This is a genomic window from Streptomyces sp. NPDC026062 (assembly GCF_055568375.1).
Window position 1 is genome coordinate 39047 of sequence record NZ_JBVHOQ010000032.1, and the last position, 20593, is coordinate 59639.

A 20593-nucleotide genomic window follows, 5' to 3' on the forward strand; every position below is an offset into this window, starting at 1 on the left:
GTGATGCGGAAAATCATGCGCTGGATGCGAACCGTGGCACGCAAGGTGCGGGCGGACGCCGGAATGACGACCTCTGAATACGCGGTCGGAACGATTGCGGCCTGTGCGTTTGCTGCGGTGCTCTACAAGGTGGTCACCAGCCCACCTGTCATGGCGCAGCTGCAATCGCTGCTGAAGGACGCTCTTGATGCGAAATTCTGATGGGGGAGCTGGGACGGAGCCCTCCGGGGAAGGAGCCGAGCGGGGGAGACACGCCCGGGAGGGGCCTGGGGTGACGAGCCGATGTGGCGACCGTGGAGCGGTGACAGCGGAGGCGGCCATGGCGATCCCAGTGCTGGTGATCTTCGCGCTTGCCCTGTTGTGGGCGTTGATGGCTGCCTCGGCCCAGATCCGATGCGTGGACGCGGCCAGAGCCGGCGCGCGGGCGGCAGCCCGCTCCGAACCGGAGGCGCAGGTGAGGGAGGCCGCCCTTTCGGCGGCACCCGACCGGGCCCGGGTTGAGGTGGGGCGGGCCGGGGGGTTGTGGAGAGTCGTCGTGACCGCGCCGGTGCCTGGCCCCGGGCCGCTCTCAGTGACGCTGAGTGCGGAGGCCGCAGCCGCGGCCGAGGATGTGACAGGGGCCGAGGACGTGGCGGGGGTCATGCATGTGACGGGCGTGGTCGGATGATCCGGGCTGGGCTTCGGAGGCCGTCCCTGGGGCTGTATCGGTTGGCTGTGTTCGGGAAGCGGCGGGATCGGGGGCTGGCGACCGTCTGGTCTGCGGTGACCGCGGCGGCGCTGTGTGTGGTCTTCGCGGCGGTTCTGGCTCTCGGGCAGATGGTGGCGGTCCGGCACCGGGCGGGGGGCGCTGCCGACCTGGCCGCGCTCGCTGCCGCAGACCGTGCTCTGGAGGGAGCCCCCGCTGCCTGCCGGTCGGCCGTGGTGGTGGCCAGGGCGCAAGGGGCGGAGGTAGTGCGGTGCATCGTTGAGGGGGAGATCGCCGATGTGACGGCCCGGGTTCGGCGTGGGCCGTACGCGCCCGAGGTCAGGTCTCGGGCGGGCCCGCCGACCGCGCCACCCACCCCGCAGCTCAGGCCTTCGGAGCACCCGATTCGCGCGTCCAGCCTGATTCGCGCGTCGAACCCGATACGTGCGTCGAGCCGGGTTCCTCCGGAGAGCATGGCTTCATCAGGGGGCCGGCTTCTCCTGAGAGGTGGCCTTTCCCGTGGAGCCGGATTGCCCTGCTGGACCTGACTCCTCCGCAGAGTCCGCCCCGTCTGCCCGGTGTGTTCAGGGGCTCCCGTCCGTCCGGACCGGGGCGGGTGGGGCGGATCGGAGGAGTTCTGTGAGCAGGCGGACCGCGCCTCGTTTGTGCAGGGGGTCGTTTCCGTTGCCGCACTTGGGGGACTGGATGCAGGACGGGCAGCCCGCCTCGCACTCGCAGGACGCGATCGCTTGACGCGTGGCGGTCAGCCAGTCGTGGGCGGTGTGGAAGGCGCGCTCGGCGAAGCCGGCGCCGCCTGGGTGGCCGTCGTACACGAAGACGGTCGGCAGCAGAGTGTCCGGGTGAAGCGGCACGGACACTCCGCCGATGTCCCAGCGGTCGCAGGTGGCGAAGAGCGGCAGCATTCCGATCGACGCGTGTTCGGCGGCGTGCAACGCGCCACCCAGGATCTCCGGGTTGATCCGTGCTGTGTCGAGTTGGTCCTGGGTGACCGTCCACCACACGGCGCGGGTGCGCAGCGTACGGGGCGGGAGGTCCAGCCTGGTCTCGCCGAGCACCTCGCCGGTGATCAGTTTGCGACGGAGGAACGAGACGACCTGATTGGTCACCTCCACGGAGCCGTAACAGAGCCGTCCGTCCCCCCAAGGGATCTCGGTATCGGTCTCCAGGACGGTGATGGCCGTGGTGTCACGGGCGGTCGTCGAGTAAGGCGGACTGGCCTCCTCGACCAGCGCGACCGAGTCCTCCAGGTCCAGTTTCCGGACCAGATAGGTGTGACCCTGGTGGAGGTGGACGGCGCCCTCGTGGACGGAGGTGTGCGCGGCGGACTCGTCGACGGTGCCCAGCAGCCTGCCGGTGCCCTCCTCGACGATCTGGACGGGGCGGCCGCCTTCGCCCCGGATGTCGGCGAGGTCGGCGGCGCGCTCCCGGCGGGTCCAATGCCAGCCCGAGGCTCTTTTGCGGAGTAGCTTCGCGGCTTCCAGCTGCGGAAGAAGCTCAGCCACGGCGGGGCCGAAGAGTTCCAGGTCCGATTCGGTGAGCGGCAGTTCCGCGGCGGCGGCGCACAGATGGGGGGCCAGGACGTACGGGTTGTCCGGGTCGAGGACGGTCGACTCCACAGGCTGCTGGAACAGCGCTTCGGGGTGGTGGACGAGGAAGGTGTCCAGAGGGTCGTCGCGGGCCACCAGGATGGCGAGGGCGCCCTGGCCTGCCCGCCCCGCGCGGCCGGCCTGCTGCCACAGAGATGCCCGGGTGCCCGGGTAACCCGCGATGACGACGGCGTCGAGGCCGGAGACGTCGATACCGAGTTCGAGGGCGGTCGTGGCTGCCAGGCCGAGCAGGCTGCCGGAGTGCAGTGCGCGCTCCAGGGCGCGGCGTTCCTCGGGGAGGTATCCCCCGCGGTAGGCGGCGACCCGGGAGGGCAGAGAACGGTCGATCTCGGCGAGGCGTTCCTTGGCGATGACGGAGATGAGCTCGGCGCCACGCCGTGAACGTACGAATGCGACGGAACGTACTCCCTGCACGGTCAGGCCGGTGAGCAGATCGGCGGTCTCGGCCGTGGCGGTACGGCGAACGGGGGCCCCCTTCTCGCCGGACAGTTCGGTCAGAGGCGGCTCCCACAGGGCGAAGACCAGTTCGCCGCGCGGGGAGGCGTCGTCGGCGACCTCCGTGACCGGGAGACCGGTGAGCCGGCCTGCCGCGACGGAGGGCTCCGCTGAGGTGGCGGAAGCGAGGAGGAACACCGGATCGGCGCCGTAGCGGGCACACAGGCGGCGTAGTCGGCGCACCACCTGAGCGACATGCGAGCCGAAAACACCCCGGTAGGTGTGGCACTCGTCGATGACGACATAGCGCAAGGCGCGCAGGAAGGAGGACCAGCGCGGGTGGGACGGGAGTATCCCGCGGTGCAGCATGTCGGGATTGGTGAGGACGTAGTTGGCGTACTGGCGCACCCATTCGCGTTCCTCGACCGGGGTGTCACCGTCGTACACAGCGGCCCGGATCCCGTGGCCCAGCGGAGCCGCGAGTTCTCTCACCGAGCGCCTCTGATCGGCTGCCAGGGCTTTGGTGGGCGCGAGGTAGAGAGCGGTCGCCCCACGGCCGTTGGGGGCCTCGGAGCCGTCCAGGAGGGCGCTGAGGACCGGGGCCAGATAGGCCAGTGACTTGCCGGACGCCGTGCCGGTGGCGATCACGACCGACTCGCCGTCCAGCGCGTGCTCCGCCGCGGCGGCCTGGTGGGTCCACGGATGGTCGACGCCGGCTTTCTGGATGGCGGCGACGACTTCCGGACGGATGCGATCGGGCCAGATGGCATGGGTTCCCGTACGCGGGGGCAAGTGCTCCGTATGAGTGATGCGCGCGGACCGGCCCGCCCCTGCGGCGAGCCGGTCGAGGACCACATCGGGAGAGGGGCGGGAACCCCCGCTTTCCGGCGGTCGACTGGGGCGGTGATTCTTGGCCATCGGCACCGAGTGTGTCACTGGCAGGGCGGACAATGGTCCCAAGGCGTCGTGCATGGCTGCCCGTAAGTGATTGAATGCCATCGCGGCTGGCGATCCGTCCCCTGGCTCCGCCGGGGAGACCGAGGGGCGACCGCTCGATAGCAAGGTGCTGGAGGATCCGTGGACCTGTCCTTGTCGACTCGCAATGTGTCCGGCCCTGGTGGCGACCGTACGGTCGTCGAGGTCGGTGGCGAGATTGATGTGTATACCGCGCCCAAGCTGCGCGAGCAGTTGGTCGAGTTGGTGAATGACGGCAGCTACCACCTGGTTGTCGACATGGAAGGTGTCGACTTCCTCGACTCCACCGGCCTCGGCGTGCTCGTGGGTGGCTTGAAGCGTGTGCGGGCCCATGAGGGCTCGTTGCGACTGGTGTGCAACCAGGAGCGCATTCTCAAGATTTTCCGGATCACCGGTCTGACCAAGGTGTTCCCGATCCACACCACGGTCGATGAGGCCGTCGCGGCAACCGACTGACGTCGCGTCCGCGATCGGGACGGTCCCAGGACTGTCCCGACCGCGGCCCGTACGACGGTGGTCCATGCCCGGACTGCCGGAACGGCTGTGGCCGTGCATCGGTGGCCGGTGGCCGGTGGTCCGGTGGCTGGTAATTCCGGGGCTGGTGTCCGACATCCTTCCGTCATTCGTTCGGCGGACTGCGGCGGACATTCATCCAATGGCCGGCTGCCGGTCGCCAGGCGACCGGAGCACCGGCCGATCACCGATTCGATGGCTGTCGAACGACTGTCGAACGGTTTTCGAACGGTCGTCGGGTAGCGGGTGAACGTCGGCCGGATGGCCGGAGGCGTCGTCGGTTGCGGCGAGTCGGCCGATCGGGCAAACGGTTTTCGCAGAGAGAGTCAGGAGCACCGGGCCTCGCGTCGGGCTCCTGTGGATTCACATACGTACGTTCGAGGGGGATCGCATGGCCACCGTTGAACTCCGCTTCAGCGCCCAGCCCGAACACGTCAGAACGGCCCGCCTCGTGGCGGCTGCCGTGGCGCGCCGGGCCGGGGTCGACGAGGCCGTGCTGGACGAGGTCCGACTCGCCGTGGGGGAGGCCTGCAGCCGGGCGGTCGGGCTGCACCGCAGCCACGGCATTACGTCGCCTGTCACGGTCGTCCTGATCGAGGAGGAGAAGTCCTTCTCCATCGAGGTCGGCGATGAGGTGCCCGGCCCGGGTGCCGACGGGTCCGTGCCCGGTGGTGTCTCCGGACGTCGCGACTCCGCGCCCGATGTGGGGCCGGACGAGCCGGAGCCGGACGCCGAAGGCGACGGTGAGGACGAGATGGGCCTCGCGGTCATCAGCGGCCTGGTCGACGACGTAGAGGTCAGGTCCGGTGCGGATGGCGGAGTGATCCGCATGAGCTGGCCGAAGACACCGGCCACGGTGGTTTGAGGCGGCCGGAGACGCCGGCCGCGGTGGTCTGAGGCGGCGGTGGATGCCGGTTGCCGTGTTTCGAGGCGGCCGGAGTCGGCGGCTGTCCGTTCCCGTTCTTCGTTGAGGCGGCGCGGGGTCCCGGGGCGGTCCGGCCGCCCCGATGGCGTAACCCGGGTGATTGATTCACCTCGGATCCAGATTCCGAGGCCCTGCTGAGCAGGGCCTTTTTCGTTTCTGTCCGATGAGCGATCTTGCGGAAATGCGTCGGTCCCATTACTGCATTCGGTCCACGTAGGGAACTCGATCAATTGCCGTTCGGTGGATGAGTAGCAATTACATTTACCGCGCACTGTTTTGATCGTGTTCCGCTCCCTACAATCCGTCCACGTCTTGAGCGCTGAGCGTCAAGGAGGACGTATGGCGGGGTTCGGCACCACACCACTGGCAGAACTGACGCAGTTTTCCGCACTTTCCGACCCACCCACCACTCTCGCGGCCGCAGTACTCACGGATGACAACCGCGTCATCGTGATCGTCGTGGCGGTCGTCGCCGTCGCCGCACTGGTCGTCGCCCAGCTGCTGGTACGCCAGGTGCTGGCGGCGGGCGAGGGCACCGAGCGCATGAAGGAGATCGCGGCGGCGGTCCAGGAGGGCGCGAATGCCTATCTGGCCCGGCAGTTGCGTACTGTCGGCGCATTCGCCGTCGTGGTTTTCTTCCTGCTTCTGCTGCTTCCAGCCGACAACTGGTCGCAGCGAGCGGGCCGTTCGCTGTTCTTCCTGGTGGGTGCCCTTTTCTCGGCAGCCACCGGATACATCGGCATGCGGCTCGCCGTACGGAGCAATGTCCGGGTGGCAGCCGCCGCGCGTGAGGCGACCCCCGAGGAAGGCGAACCGGAAAAGGATCTCACCGAGGTCTCGCACAAAGCCATGAAGATCGCTTTTCGTACGGGCGGCGTGGTCGGAATGATTACCGTGGGGCTCGGGCTGCTCGGCGCCTCCTGCGTCGTCCTCGTCTATGCCGCCGACGCTCCGAAGGTGCTGGAGGGCTTCGGGCTCGGAGCAGCGCTGATCGCGATGTTCATGAGGGTCGGCGGGGGCATCTTCACCAAAGCCGCCGACGTCGGTGCCGACCTGGTCGGCAAGGTGGAACAGGGCATCCCGGAGGACGACCCCCGCAATGCCGCGACCATCGCGGACAACGTGGGCGACAACGTCGGGGACTGCGCGGGTATGGCCGCCGACCTCTTCGAGTCGTACGCGGTCACGCTGGTTGCGGCGCTCATCCTCGGCAAGGCCGCCTTCGGTGACTCGGGGCTGGCTTTCCCTCTGATCGTGCCGGCGATCGGTGTGGTCACCGCGATGATCGGTATCTTCGCGGTCGCCCCGCGCCGCGCCGACCGGAGCGGAATGACCGCCATCAACCGTGGATTCTTCATCTCCGCAGTGATCTCGCTCGTGCTGGTGGCCGTCGCGGTCTTCGTCTACCTGCCGTCCTCGTACGCGGAACTGGACGGGGTCACGGACGCGGCCATCACCTCGCACGGCGGGGACCCGCGGGTCTTCGCGCTGGTCGCCGTCGCCATCGGCATCGTGCTGGCAGCCCTGATCCAACAGCTGACCGGCTACTTCACCGAGACCACCCGACGCCCTGTCAGGGACATCGGCAAGTCCTCGCTGACCGGGCCGGCCACTGTCGTGCTCGCCGGTATCTCCATCGGTCTGGAGTCCGCCGTCTACACCGCGCTGCTGATCGGGCTCGGTGTCTACGGGGCGTTCCTGCTCGGCGGTACGTCGATCATGCTGGCGCTCTTCGCGGTGGCGCTGGCCGGTACGGGGCTGCTCACCACCGTCGGTGTCATCGTGGCGATGGACACCTTCGGCCCGGTGTCCGACAACGCGCAGGGCATCGCGGAGATGTCCGGCGATGTCACCGGTGCCGGCGCGCAGGTCCTCACCGACCTGGACGCCGTGGGCAACACCACCAAGGCCATCACCAAGGGCATCGCCATCGCCACCGCCGTGCTGGCGGCGGCGGCGCTCTTCGGCTCCTACCGGGACGCGATCGCCACCGCGGTCGACGACGTGGGCGCCTCGGCCGGGGAGATGGGTCTGAGCCTGGACATCTCCCAGCCCAACAACCTGGTCGGCCTGATCCTCGGCGCAGCGGTCGTCTTCCTCTTCTCCGGCCTGGCCATCAACGCGGTGTCCCGGTCCGCGGGCGCCGTGGTGTACGAGGTGCGGCGGCAGTTCCGTGAGCACCCCGGGATCATGGACTACACGGAGAAGCCGGAGTACGGGCGAGTGGTCGACATCTGCACCAAGGACGCGCTGCGTGAGCTGGCCACGCCCGGACTGCTGGCGGTGCTGGCGCCGATCGCGGTCGGATTCACCTTCGGCGTCGGCGCACTCGGCTCGTATCTGGCGGGCGCGATCGGCACCGGGACGCTGATGGCCGTCTTCCTCGCCAACTCCGGCGGTGCGTGGGACAACGCCAAGAAGCTCGTCGAGGACGGCCATTACGGTGGCAAGGGCGGTGACGCCCATGCGGCGACTGTCATCGGCGACACGGTCGGCGACCCGTTCAAGGACACGGCCGGGCCGGCGATCAACCCCCTGCTCAAGGTGATGAACCTGGTGGCACTGCTCATCGCGCCCGCGGTGGTGCAGTTCAGCTACGGGGAGGATGCGAGCGCGGGGGTACGTGCGGTGGTGGCGGTGGTGGCCATCGCGGTCATCGTCGGCGCGGTCTACATCTCCAAGCGGCGGGGCATCGCGGTGGGGGACGAAGGCGACTCCGGCGACGGTGGGGAGGGCACTGCCGGGCCGGCCGATCCGGCGGCTGCTCAGTAGGCCGGGTTCCGCACCACGTAGGTCCGGGTTCCGCACCACGTAGGTCTGGGTTCCGCACCACGTAGATCATTGCTGGGTGATGCCCGATCAAAATGCGCGCGGGCGGGGCGATCTGATGTCGCGTCCGCCCGCTGGTGCATCCGTACGAGTGGTGAATCGTGCAGGTGTTCCCGCATTCTGAGGTCGTGCGGGTGAGTTGTATCTCCCTCATTTCCCTTGGTGCAAATGGCTTCAAAAGGTCATCCTTCGGGCGCACGGCACCCGGATGGAGGGCGCTCGGCGTGTAAGTTCCGGGGCCGAGAGCCTTGGAAGGGACCAATCCGGTGAACAAGAAGCTTGCGGCCGCACTGTCCGGCGGTGCGGTACTGGTACTTACGCTGTCGGGCTGCAGCGACGACAGCGACAACAAGGTGAACGACTGGGCCAAGACCGTCTGTGACCAGTTCCAGCCCCAGCTGCAGAAGATCGCTGACGCCAACGCCTCCATCCAGCAGCAGACCGCAGACAACAGCAAGCCCGCCGACGTCCAGGAGGCCGACTCGGCTGCCTTCAAGCAGATCTCGCAGGCGTACAAGGCGCTGGGCACGGCTGTCGACTCGGCGGGTCCGCCGCCGGTCGACGACGGCGAGGCCACGCAGAAGGCGGCGGTGAAGGAGCTCAACGCCTCCTCCGTGGCCTACGCGAATCTGCAGAAGAAGGTCGATGACCTGAACACGAAGGACCAGGCGAAGTTCGCCGACGGCCTCAAGGGTGTCGCGGACGAGCTCAACAAGATCAGCACCAATGGTGCCCAGGCGCAGATGAAGCTCGAGTCCGGTGAGGTCGGCACCGCGATGGCCAAGCAGAAGGGCTGCCAGAAGCCGACGGCCTCGGCGTCACCTTCGGCCGGTTCCCCGAACGAGGCAACGCCGTCCGAGGGGGCGACCCCGTCCAAGGAGGCGTCCGCCTCGCCCAGCGAGAAGTCGTAACCGGGCGGCCCGCGGTCTCGGCCGCGGGCCGCAGCTGAGCGGCGGGCTCCTTGCCCAGGCCCCCTGCCCCAGCCCCTGCCCCGCCTGGCCCCTGCACGAGCAGCGGACCTCTGCGGAGTGCCCCTGCACGAGCAGCGGTGCGGCTGCCGCAGCAGATGTACACCTGCCACCCCGGCGGGCGTACCGGGCGGGCTACGAGGCGTACGAACGGCCCGGCGGCCCCTGATGGACCGGCGGGCCGCTGCCGTTGTCAGTGGCAGCCCTCACAATGGGGCATGTGAGTAAGACCAGCCTTCCCGCAGCAGACCACGCGACCCGGCTCCGCGAAGCCCTGCTCGCCGCCGCCTTCACCGCCGACGGGCTCCTCGACCTGCTCGGCGCACCTGCCTACGCCGCGCTTGCCCGCAGCGAGACGGTCCCGGCGTTGCGTGCCACCCGGGGGGACGCGCCGCTCGACACGCTTGTGCGCCTCTTCCTGCTCCAGTGCCCGGTCCCTGCCGGGCAGGCAGCCGCGGTGCTGCCGCTGGAGCAGTGCGTGGCGGACGGCTGGCTCACCGAGGCAGACGGCAAGGTGCGGGCGACGGTCGACGTGCGGCCGTACAGCGGGCCTGAGGACCAGGACTGGTTCATCGTCTCGGACCTGGGCTGCGCGGTGGGCGGCGCGGGCGGGATCGGTTCGCACGAGGAAGGGGTCGTCCTCGGGATCGGCGGGGCCTCCACCACCCTCGCCGGTATCACCGTCCGCAGACCGGTCGGCTCCGCGCTGGATGTCGGTACGGGCTCCGGCATCCAGGCGCTGCACGCCTCGCAGCACGCCACCCGGGTCACCGCCACCGACCTCAACCCGCGCGCCCTCGACTTCACCCGGCTCACCCTCGCCCTGTCCGGCGCCGCCCCGGCCGACCTGCGCGAGGGGTCGCTCTACGAGCCCGTCGGCGCCGAGACGTACGACCTCATCGTCTCCAACCCGCCCTTCGTCATCTCGCCCGGTGCCCGCCTCACCTACCGCGACGGCGGTATGGCGGGCGACGACCTGTGCCGGACCCTGGTGCAGCAGACGGGCGACCGGCTCAACGACGGTGGCTACGCCCACTTCCTGGCCAACTGGCAGCACACCGGGGACGAGGAGTGGCAGGACAGGCTGCGGTCCTGGATTCCGTACGGCTGCGACGCCTGGATCGTGCAGCGCGAGGTGCAGGACATCACGCAGTACGCCGAGTTGTGGCTGCGCGACAGCGGCGACCACCGTACGGACCCCGCGGAGTACGCCGCGCGTTACGACGCCTGGCTGGACGAGTTCGAGGCCCACGGGACGAAGGGGGTCGGCTTCGGCTGGATCACCCTGCGCAAGTCCGCAGCGGCCGCCGCCGGAGAGCCCTCGATCGTGATCGAGGAGTGGCCGCACGCGGTGGAGCAGCCGCTCGGACCCGCCGTCGAGGCGCACTTCGCCCGCCAGGACTACCTGAGGGAGCAGGACGACGCCGGGCTGCTGGCCGCGCACTTCACCCTCGCCGGTGAGGTCGTGCAGGAGCAGGTGGGGCTGCCGGGGGCGGAGGATCCCGAGCATGTGGTGCTGCGTCAGAACCGAGGCATGCGACGTGCCACGAAGGTCGACGCGGTCGCCGCCGGATTCGCGGGCGTGTGCGACGGATCGCTGCCCGCCGGCCGGATCCTGGACGCGATCGCCCAGTTGATGAACGAAGACCCGGTGCAGCTGCGCGACCGTACCCCGCAGGCCATCCGGCTCCTGGTCGGGGAGGGCTTCCTGGAGCCGCTTCCTCCGGCCGGGCGGATGGCCGGGTGACCCGTATCGAGCTGGATGGGACGTCGCTCGGCGCGACACGGATCGACAGTATCCGGGGCATCCCGGCCGATGTCGTGCGGGCAGGCAGCGCCGAGCGCTGTCCCGCGCTTGAGGACCACCCTCGTATCCGCCCGTGCCCGCTGGATCCCGAGAGGGCCTGACCCTCGCGCTCGGTGCGGTGCGGTGCGGTGCTGCCGAGTCCTCGTAACCGGGCTCCGCTCTGGTTCGGGTGTGCCCTTCCGTATGTACTGAACGGCCTTGTCATCAGCGTCTTCACGCTCTCGGTGGCCTGCTTCCGGCTCGGGCTCCGGATTCCGTTTGGCGCCTTGTCGGCCTTGCCGCGGTCCTGCTCGCCGCCGCGGCGGGCCGTTTTGCCTTCGACCTCGCGCTGGGGGCACCGGGGCTGCGGTTCCGTGATGTCTTCCTCATCTCGAACGTGGCCAGTTCCGAACCCATGCTTCTGACCGGCGTAAGCGTTTCTCGGGAGAACCTGCCGGAGCGGATGCGGGCCGGCGGGGACGTCCTGCCCATGGCTCACGCGCCCGAAGCAGCACGAGAGTTGTCCGCCGGTGCAGGTCTCGACACCGGGGTATGACCGCGGAGCTTGCCGCAGAGGCGGGATATGCCGTGCTCGCCGTCCTGCTGCTGAAGGTGTTCGAACGCGGCAGCAGGCGGCGCGCGGCCCTCGATGTGAGGTGAATTCGGCCATGGTCGCCGCGCGTCCGCGCTGAGGTGTCCACCACGGCTCGGCTGTTCACCCGGCGTTCGCGTCGGCGACGTTCCGCGGTGGCAGTCTCCCCCGAACCGGGCGGCACCGCACGGGCGGACCGTGCCGGGGCGCGCCGGAGGGCCGGGGACGGGGACAGGGACAGGGAGGCGTACGGGTATGGAGAGCGGACCTGCTGTCTTCGCCGGGACGGTGTTCACGCTGTTCGGCGCCGCGTTGCTGCTGTGGACGGGGGCGCGCGTGCTGCACCGTGCGCCGGTGGCGCACCGGGTGAGCCCCGCTGTTTCCACCGCACTCGCGACGCTGTTCGGCGTACTTTTCCTCGTCCTCGGGGTGTGGTGCCTCACTCGCATCTGAACCGGCATCCGTGCCGATGCCCGTGCCGAGGTCCGGGGCGGCATCCGTGCCCGCTTCCGGGTCGGCATTCGGGTTCGTATCCGAGCCGGCGTCCTGCGCTCGTATCCGAGGCGAGGTCCTGGCTCGCGTCCGACCCCCTTCCCGCCCCGGCCACCCACGCCCGCCCCGGAACACGCCCGAGCCGCCCGCTCCTCGCCCTCCGTACCCGCGGCGCAGCCACAGCGCCGCCGAAACCCGCAGGCAGCGGCCGTGCGCGGGGCGGACCGAGCGGGCCGGGCGGCAGGAATGGCGGAAGTCGGGTTACCGTTCGAGTGGCCGTTGCGGGCTTTTGCCGTTTGACACGGGGGCGGGTTGTACCGTCACACTCCGCAGCGACAGCACTGTCGGCAGCGCCATAGCGCTGCCCGGATGCCCACCGAGCGTCGACCGGAGAGAAGAGCGAAGTTGTCCCCGACCAGCGAGACCGCACAGGGCGGCCGCCGACTCGTCATCGTCGAGTCGCCTGCCAAGGCGAAGACGATCAAGGGCTATCTCGGCCCCGGATACGTCGTCGAGGCGAGCGTCGGGCACATCCGCGACCTGCCGAACGGCGCCGCCGAGGTACCGGACGAGTACACCGGCGAGGTGCGCCGCCTCGGCGTCGACGTGGAGAACGACTTCCAGCCGATCTACGTCGTCAACGCCGATAAGAAGGCCCAGGTCAGGAAGCTCAAGCAGCTGCTGGCCGAATCCGACGAACTCTTCCTCGCCACCGATGAGGACCGCGAGGGCGAAGCCATCGCGTGGCATCTACAGGAAGTGCTCAGGCCCAAGGTCCCGGTCCACCGGATGGTCTTCCACGAGATCACCAAGGACGCGATCCGGGCCGCGGTCGCCAGCCCGCGCGAGCTCAACCAGCGCATGGTCGATGCCCAGGAGACCCGCCGTATCCTCGACCGTCTCTACGGCTACGAGGTCTCGCCGGTCCTGTGGAAGAAGGTCATGCCGCGTCTGTCGGCGGGCCGTGTCCAGTCCGTCGCCACCCGCCTCGTCGTCGAACGGGAGCGCGAGCGCATCGCCTTCCGGTCCGCCGAATACTGGGATCTGACCGGCACCTTCGCCACCGGCCGCGCCGGTGACGCCTCCGACCCCTCGACGCTCACCGCCCGCCTCAGCGCGGTCGACGGGCGCCGGATCGCCCAGGGCCGCGACTTCGGTCCCGACGGGCAGCTCAAGGCCGGCTCCGCCCAGACCCTGCACCTGGACGAGACGAACGCCCGCGCCCTGGCCGCCGCGCTCGCCGACTCCGCGTTCGCCGTGCGGTCCGTCGAGTCGAAGCCGTACCGCCGCTCCCCGTACGCCCCCTTCCGTACGACGACCCTCCAGCAGGAGGCGAGCCGGAAGCTGGGCTTCGGGGCCAAGGCCACCATGCAGGTCGCGCAGAAGCTGTACGAGAACGGCTTCATCACCTACATGCGTACCGACTCCACGACCCTCTCGGACACCGCGATCTCCGCTGCCCGTGCCCAGGTCACGCAGTTGTACGGGGCGAATTACCTGCCGGACAAGCCCCGCACGTACGCCGGCAAGGTCAAGAACGCGCAGGAGGCGCACGAGGCGATCCGCCCCTCCGGCGACCGCTTCCGCACTCCTGCCGAGACGGGTCTCACCGGCGACCAGTTCCGGCTCTACGAGCTGATCTGGAAGCGGACCGTCGCTTCCCAGATGAAGGACGCGGTCGGCAACTCCGTCACCGTCAAGATCGGTGGCCGGGCGAGCGACGGCCGGGACGCCGAGTTCTCCGCGTCCGGCAAGACGATCACCTTCCACGGCTTCATGAAGGCGTACGTCGAGGGCGCCGACGACCCGAACGCCGAGCTCGACGACCGCGAGCGCCGGCTGCCGCAGGTCGCCGAGGGCGACGCGCTCTCCGCGGACGAGGTCACCGTCGACGGCCACGCGACGAAGCCGCCGGCCCGTTACACCGAGGCCTCGCTGGTCAAGGAGCTCGAAGAACGCGAGATCGGCCGCCCGTCGACGTACGCCTCGATCATCGGGACGATTCTCGACCGTGGCTACGTCTTCAAGAAGGGCACGGCGCTCGTACCGTCGTTCCTGTCGTTCGCCGTGGTCAACCTGTTGGAGAAGCACTTCGGCCGGCTCGTCGACTACGACTTCACGGCACGTATGGAGGACGACCTCGACCGCATCGCGCGGGGCGAGGCCCAGTCCGTGCCGTGGCTGAGGCGCTTCTACTTCGGCGCCCAGGACGGGGACGACTCGGCCGGTGCCGGACAGGCCTCCGACGCGGGCAACGGCGACGGTGACCACCTCGGCGGGCTCAAGGAGCTCGTCACCGACCTCGGTGCGATCGACGCCCGGGAGATCTCCTCGTTCCCGGTCGGCAACGACATCAAGCTCCGGGTCGGCCGGTACGGCCCGTACATCGAGCGCGGCGAGAAGGACTCCGAGGGCCACCAGCGCGCGGATGTCCCCGAGGACCTGGCGCCCGACGAGCTGACCGTGGAGTTGGCGGAGGAGCTGCTGGCCAAGCCGAGCGGCGACTTCGAGCTCGGTGCGGACCCGGTGAGCGGGAACCAGATCATCGCCAAGGACGGCCGCTACGGCCCGTACGTCACCGAGGTGCTGCCCGAAGGCACCCCGAAGACCGGCAAGAACGCGGTGAAGCCGCGGACCGCCTCGCTCTTCAAGTCGATGTCGCTGGACACGGTGACCCTGGCCGACGCGCTGAAGCTGATGTCGCTGCCGCGCGTCGTCGGCGAGGATGCCGAGGGCGTCGAGATCACCGCGCAGAACGGCCGCTACGGCCCGTACCTGAAGAAGGGCACGGACTCGCGGTCGCTGACCTCCGAGGACCAGCTCTTCGACATCACGCTCGAAGAGGCCCTCGCCATCTACGCCCAGCCCAAGCAGCGCGGGCGGGCCGCCGCCAAGCCGCCGCTGAAGGAGCTGGGCACGGACCCGGTGAGCGGTGCTCCGGTCGTCGTCAAGGACGGCCGGTTCGGCGCGTACGTCACCGACGGCGAGACGAACGCGACGCTGCGGAGCGACGACAGCGTCGAGGGGATCACTCCGGAGCGCGGCTACGAGCTGCTTGCCGAGAAGCGTGCCAAGGGGCCCGCCAAGAAGAAGACGGCGAAGAAGGCCCCGGCCAAGAAGGCGACCGCGAAGAAGGCTCCGGCCAAGAAGGCCACCGCGGCGAAGAAGACGACGACGGCCGCGAATAAGACGACGACTGCGGCGAAGAAGACCGCTGCGAAGAAGACGACGGGCGCGGCGAAGAAGACCGCCGCGAAGAAGACGGCTTCGTCGGCTTCGGAGGACTGACCTTCCGGGGCTGGGCCGGGGCCGGCGCGCGCCGGCCCCGGGCGTGCCGGGTCGGGTCGGTTCGGGTCGGTTCGGGGGTTCTGAGCGCCGGGTGGGCTGGACGAGTGTCCGGCCCACCCGGCGTTTCCGTGTTCCGGTGTGGTTCGGTGCGGTGTGGTTCGGTGTGCTGTGTTCCGGTCCGGTGCGGGGTGCTGTGTTCCGGTGTGGTGCGGTCCGGGCCTTCTGGGGTGGCCTCGGGGCTGCGGTTTCGTATCGGGGCGGTGCGGGAGTGGCAGGAGGGGGCGAAAGGGGCCGGAGAGGCTGAACGGGAGGGGAGAGGCCGAGGGAACGGAATGGCATCTGCGGTCGTTTGTTCGGACGCGGACCCCGGGCACTGCCGCGCTCCCGATAGGCTGGGCGGATGACGCGAGCCGAGCAGCCAACGGTCGTGAGCCCCACCTCCGACGCACTTGCCGCAGACTCACGCGAGCGCGCCGTACGAGCCCTGTTGCGCGTTCCCCCGCTGAAGCGGTTGTGGAGCGCCCAGCTCGTCGGCAGTACCGGCGATGCACTCGCCCTTCTCGTGCTGGTGTTGCTGTCGCTGCAAGCGGCGGTCCTTGGGGGCTCATTCGGATCCGGATACCGCGGGGCGGCCTTCGCCGTCGCCGCCGTCTTCGGGGCCCGGATTATTTCCACCCTGCTCTTCGGAGCCGTACTCCTGGGTCCGCTGACGACCCTGACGGCCCCAGGAGGGCCGGTCGACCGGCGGTGGCTGATGATCGGCGCAGACGGGCTGCGGCTCGCGCTGCTGGTCGTCGCGCCCCTGTGGATCGACTGGACGCCCGACAAGGCGCTCATGATGATCCTGATCACCGTGTTCGTCACCGGTGCGGGCGAACGGCTGTGGACGATCGCCAAGGACGGCGCCGCCCCCGCGCTGCTGCCCGCGCCGCCGATTGAGGGCGCCGCGGTGCGGCCCCTGCCGGACCACCTCGACGCGCTGCGCCGGCTCTCTCTGCGTACGGACTTCGCCGCCATTCCGGCCGCCGCTGCCGTTCTACTGGTTGCCACGCTCGTCGGCAACCTGCTGGGCTCCGGCCTGGAGTGGTTCTCCTTCCACCAGGCGGCCCTCGGCTCGTACGTCGCGGCCGGGCTGTTCTCCGCCTCCATCTCCACCCTGTACTTCCTGGAACTGCCCGGTACGCCGACGCCCCGTCCCCGCTCGCCGCTGGAGGGGCTGCGCCGGCCGTCCGCCGGCAGCGGATCGGACAAGGGCCGCACCGGTGCCGTCCCGCTGATCGTCGCGACCTGCGCCGCCGTCGCCGGAGCGATCGCGGCCGCGGCGGCCGTCGCCGTACTGCACGCTGCCGACCTCGGCGGCGGCCCCGCCACCTTCGCCCTGCTGATCCTCGCCCTGACCGGCGGTACGGGTGTCGGCATCCGCACCGCGGGGAAGGTGCTGCCGGCCCTGTCGCGCCGGCGGCTGCTCTCCCTGGCCACCGCCGTCACCGGAGTCGCCCTCCTGGCGATGGGCCTGGTGCCGGACACGACGACCGTCGTCCTGATCGCCGTACTCGCCGGTTACACGGCGGGTGTCGCGGCGAACACCGGCCATGTGCTCGTCGACCAGGAGACCGAGGAGTTCCGCCGGGCCCGCACCACCGGGCACCTCCAGGCGGTCGTCCGGGTCCTGATCGCGCTCGGCGCGGTCGGCGGCCCGCTGGTGGCCGCCGCCATCGGCACCCAGAGGCTGACCGCCGGCGACTTCGTCTTCGCGCACGGCGGCGCCGCCTTCACCCTGGTGCTGATCGGCGCACTGCTGCTGCCGGTCGCCGCGATCGTGCTCGCGAAGACGGACGACCGCTCCGGAGTACCGCTGCGCCGTGATCTGCGCGAGGCGCTGCGTGGCGGTGATCCGGCGGTCGCACCCGCCGCGACCGGTTTCTTCCTCGCTCTGGAGGGCGGCGACGGAGCGGGCAAGTCGACCCAGGTCGAGGCGCTCGCCGAGTGGATCCGCGCCAAGGGCCACGAGGTCGTCGTCACCCGTGAACCCGGTGCGACCCCCGTCGGCAAGCGGCTGCGCTCGATCCTGCTCGACGTGTCGTCGGCCGGGCTCTCCAACCGGGCCGAGGCCCTGCTGTACGCCGCCGACCGCGCCGAGCACGTCGACTCGGTGGTGCGTCCGGCGCTGGAGCGGGGCGCGATCGTCATCTCCGACCGCTACATCGACTCGTCCGTCGCCTATCAGGGCGCGGGCCGCGATCTCGCGCCGACCGAGATCGCCCGGATCTCGCGCTGGGCGACGAGCGGGCTCGTACCGCATCTGACGGTGCTTCTGGATGTCGACCCGCAGACCGCGAGGGAACGGTTCACCGAGGCGCCCGACCGGCTGGAGTCCGAGCCGCCCGAGTTCCACGCCCGGGTGCGGTCCGGCTTCCTGACGCTGGCCGCCGCCGATCCGACGCGTTACCTGGTGGTGGACGCCGGCCAGGAACCGGAGGCGATCACCACGGTCGTACGTCACCGGCTCGACCAGCTCCTTCCGCTCTCCGAGGCCGAGATCAAGGCCCAGGAGGAAGCGCGCAAGGCCGCCGAGGAGGAGGCCAGGCGTCTCGCCGAGGAGGAGGCCGCGCGCAAGGCGGAGGAGGAGCGGCTGGAGCGCGAGCGGCAGGAACAGCTCGCCAGGCTCCGAGCCGAGGAGGAGGAGCGCAAGCGCCGCGAGGAGGAGGAAGCGCGCCGACGCGAGGCCGAACGCCAGGCGGAGGAGGCCCGGCAGCGCGCCGAGGAGGCTCGCCGAGTCGCCGAGGAGGAGCGCGCCCGGATCGAGGCCGAGGACGCGGCCCGTGAGGCCGAGCAGGCCCGGCTGCGGCGTCAGGCGGAGGAGGAGGCCCGGCTGCGCCAGGAGGCCGAGGCCCGGCGTCTGGAGAAGCAGCGCAAGGCCGAGGAGGCTCTGCTCCGGGCCGAGGCGGCTCGCAGGCAGGCAGAAGCGGAGGCGGCTGCGGCGGCGGAGAGCGCCCGCGCGCGGGCGGCGGCCGCCCAGGCGGAAGCCGATGCCGAGGCGGCGGAGGCCGATGCCGAGCGCGCCCGGTCCGCACGTGACCAGTCCTCGCAGGCCCAGTCCTCGCAGGCCCAGTCCTCTCACGACCAGTCCTCACGCGCCCGGTCCTCGGCGTCCGTTTCGGACAGCGAGCTGACGGTGCCGACCCCGATCGTCAATCCGAACGAGATCACACAGCCGGTGCCTTCCCCGGTGGATCCGCAGTCCGGCTCCGGGCGGTCCCGCGACGCGTCGCCGTCCGCGCCCTGGCCTTCCGACGAGGCCGAGACGACGATGATCCCGAAGGTCTCCGACACGTCCGGGCACTCCGGTGCGGCGGACGAGACGGCGGTGCTTCCGCCCGTACGGGACGCGGGACGGGACTCCGGACGCGATGCCGGCCGGGACACGGGACGGGGTTCCGGGCGCGATGCCGATCCCACGGACCGGGTGCCGCGCGGCATCTTCCGGGACGAGCGCCCGGCGGGCTCCGTACCGGAGGGCGAGAACGAGCGCACCCGCGAGCTGCCGCAGATCACCGACCCGCAGGCGAACCCGCATGGGGACCCTCATGCGGACCCGTACGGGGACGCTCGGGCAGGGCGTGACCAGCGGGAGTCCTCCGGGCGGTCGCGGCGTCCGCGCCCGGACTGGGCGGAGGAGACCCCGCTGGACGATCTGCCCTCGCTGGCGGACGAACTGCTGGGTGACCACGACGACGACGGCCCCGAACCCAAGGGCCGTGGACGCCGCCCGCGTCGCTGACCGGTAGGACGGTGGTCCCGCGCGAACAGGTGCGGGACCACCGGCGTTCGGTCGGCCGGGCTGCCGCGGGACGTCCGCATGGCTGCCACTGTCCGTCCGCCGAGCCGTCACTGTCCTTCCGGTCGCCGGTCGCCGGTCTGCCGGGATTGTCAGACCCGTCCCTCACAATGGGAAGCCGGACAGACGAATGCCGCGGCGACAGCCGTGGCGAGAGCCACACAGGGCCGCGCCGCCGTTCCACGCAACAGCGGCGCGGCTCCACACCACCGGAAGGGCGGTGACCCGTGTCCGTATGGGACGACCTGGTCGGCCAGGACCGCGTGCAGGAGCAGCTCGGTGCCGCAGCCCGGGACGCGGACGCGCTGGTCACCGCCAGCTCCACGGGAGAGCCGGTGCCACCCGGTTCGAGGATGACGCACGCCTGGCTGTTCACCGGTCCTCCGGGTTCCGGCCGGTCCACCGCGGCTCGGGCCTTCGCTGCCGCCCTCCAGTGCACCAGCCCGGACCGTGCCATGGGCGGGGCGCCGGGCTGCGGCTTCTGCGACGGCTGCCACACGAGCCTCATCGGTACCCATGCCGATGTCGACGTGATCCGCACCGATCTGCTCTCCATCGGGGTGAAGGAGACCCGGGAGCTGGTCCGCCGTGCCCAGCTCTCACCGGCGGTGGGACGTTGGCAGGTCATCGTCATGGAGGACGCCGACCGTCTCACCGAGGGCGCGGGCAATGTGCTGCTGAAGGCGGTCGAGGAGCCCGCGCCGCGCACGGTGTGGCTGCTCTGCGCGCCCTCGCTGGAGGACGTGCTGCCCACGATCCGGTCCCGTTGCCGCCACCTCACCCTGCGCACCCCGTCCGTCGAAGCCGTCGCCGACGTTCTGATCCGGCGCGACGGCATCGATCCGGAGCGGGCCGCGGCCGCCTCCCGCGCCACCCAGGGGCACATCGGCAGGGCCCGTAGGCTCGCCACCGACGAGCGGGCCCGTGCCCGCAGAGCTGCCGTCCTGAAACTGCCGCTGCGTGTCGACGACATCGGCGGCTGTCTCAAGGCCGCGCAGGAGCTGATCGACACCGCCACGGACGACGCGAAGCAGGCGTCCGAGGATGTCGACGTCAAGGAGACGGAAGACATGAAGGCCGCGCTCGGCGCCTCCGCCGGGGGCCGGATGCCGCGGGGCACGGCAGGGGTGATGAAGGAGCTGGAGGACCGGCAGAAGCGCCGTAAGACCCGTACCCAGCGCGACAGCCTCGATCTGGCGCTCACGGAGCTGACCGGGTTCTACCGCGATGTGCTCGCCCTGCAGCTGGGCTCCCGGATCGCCATCGCCAACGCGGATGCCCAGGACTCCCTCGACCGCATCGCCCGCGCGTCCACACCCGAGCGCACGCTGCGCCGGATCGAGGCGGTGAGCGCCTGCCGCCGGGCGTTGGACCGCAACGTGGCTCCGCTGCTCGCGGTGGAGGCGATGACGATGGCGCTGCGGGCGGGCTGAAGCCGTCGGGCGCGGACGCGCGGGGTGACCGCCGAGCAGCCGCACTATCGCACCGCCGCACCGCCGCACCGCCGCACCGCCGCACCGCCGCACCGCCGCACCGCCGAACAACCGAATCGCCGACCACGTCCTCGGCCCGGACCTCGACCCCGGACCCCGTGCTTGCCCCTGACTCCGGGCCCCGAAGCCGAATTCGATCAACGAAT

13 protein-coding genes are annotated in these 20593 nt (G+C 70.5%); 12 read left to right on the forward strand and 1 reads right to left on the reverse strand.

The window, feature by feature from the left end; translation table 11 throughout:
• Positions 1-3: 3 nt before the first annotated feature.
• The 3 genes from ACZ4LX_RS26470 (at position 4) to ACZ4LX_RS26480 (ending at position 1233) form a co-directional block, all read left to right on the forward strand.
• Complete coding sequence (locus ACZ4LX_RS26470) at positions 4-201, forward strand: DUF4244 domain-containing protein (RefSeq protein WP_393058986.1); 198 nt, start codon at positions 4-6, stop codon at positions 199-201.
• A gap of 118 nt (positions 202-319) precedes the next feature.
• Entirely contained in the window at positions 320-667 is a 348-nt protein-coding gene (locus tag ACZ4LX_RS26475; RefSeq protein ID WP_467649435.1) for a TadE family type IV pilus minor pilin, read from the forward strand.
• A complete protein-coding gene (locus ACZ4LX_RS26480) occupies positions 664-1233 on the forward strand; it encodes an Rv3654c family TadE-like protein (protein ID WP_467649434.1) in 570 nt (189 codons plus the stop codon). Before ACZ4LX_RS26475 ends, ACZ4LX_RS26480 begins: the two co-directional genes overlap by 4 nt.
• Positions 1234-1269: 36 nt before the next feature.
• Here ACZ4LX_RS26480 and ACZ4LX_RS26485 read toward each other — a convergent pair whose 3' ends face one another.
• Positions 1270-3747 (reverse strand): DEAD/DEAH box helicase, encoded by a 2478-nt coding sequence (locus ACZ4LX_RS26485; protein WP_467649433.1) that lies wholly within the window; start codon positions 3745-3747, stop codon positions 1270-1272.
• 78 nt (positions 3748-3825) lie between these two features.
• Here ACZ4LX_RS26485 and ACZ4LX_RS26490 point away from each other — a divergent pair, with 78 nt between their 5' ends.
• From ACZ4LX_RS26490 to ACZ4LX_RS26530, 9 genes are all read left to right on the forward strand, one after another.
• Positions 3826-4179, forward strand: a complete 354-nt coding sequence (locus ACZ4LX_RS26490) for an STAS domain-containing protein (RefSeq protein ID WP_003967428.1) — start codon at positions 3826-3828, stop codon at positions 4177-4179.
• A gap of 448 nt (positions 4180-4627) precedes the next feature.
• Positions 4628-5101: an ATP-binding protein gene (locus ACZ4LX_RS26495; RefSeq protein WP_467649432.1), complete on the forward strand. Its 474-nt coding sequence runs from the start codon at positions 4628-4630 to the stop codon at positions 5099-5101.
• 399 nt (positions 5102-5500) lie between these two features.
• A complete protein-coding gene (locus ACZ4LX_RS26500; RefSeq protein ID WP_467649431.1) occupies positions 5501-7933 on the forward strand; it encodes a sodium-translocating pyrophosphatase in 2433 nt (810 codons plus the stop codon).
• A 323-nt stretch (positions 7934-8256) separates the two neighbouring features.
• Positions 8257-8901 carry a small secreted protein gene (locus ACZ4LX_RS26505; RefSeq protein WP_467649430.1) on the forward strand — a complete coding sequence of 215 codons (645 nt, stop codon included), beginning with the start codon at positions 8257-8259 and terminating at the stop codon, positions 8899-8901.
• A gap of 268 nt (positions 8902-9169) precedes the next feature.
• Positions 9170-10705, forward strand: coding sequence for a DUF7059 domain-containing protein (locus ACZ4LX_RS26510; protein WP_467649429.1), 1536 nt, complete (start codon positions 9170-9172; stop codon positions 10703-10705).
• An 886-nt stretch (positions 10706-11591) separates the two neighbouring features.
• Positions 11592-11789 (forward strand): hypothetical protein, encoded by a 198-nt coding sequence (locus ACZ4LX_RS26515; RefSeq protein WP_467649428.1) that lies wholly within the window; start codon positions 11592-11594, stop codon positions 11787-11789.
• A gap of 444 nt (positions 11790-12233) precedes the next feature.
• Positions 12234-15116: a type I DNA topoisomerase gene (topA, locus tag ACZ4LX_RS26520; RefSeq protein ID WP_467649427.1), complete on the forward strand. Its 2883-nt coding sequence runs from the start codon at positions 12234-12236 to the stop codon at positions 15114-15116.
• A 400-nt stretch (positions 15117-15516) separates the two neighbouring features.
• Positions 15517-18897, forward strand: coding sequence for a dTMP kinase (gene tmk / locus ACZ4LX_RS26525; RefSeq protein ID WP_467649426.1), 3381 nt, complete (start codon positions 15517-15519; stop codon positions 18895-18897).
• Between the two features lie 284 nt (positions 18898-19181).
• Positions 19182-20387 (forward strand): DNA polymerase III subunit delta', encoded by a 1206-nt coding sequence (locus tag ACZ4LX_RS26530; RefSeq protein ID WP_467649425.1) that lies wholly within the window; start codon positions 19182-19184, stop codon positions 20385-20387.
• Positions 20388-20593: the final 206 nt, after the last annotated feature.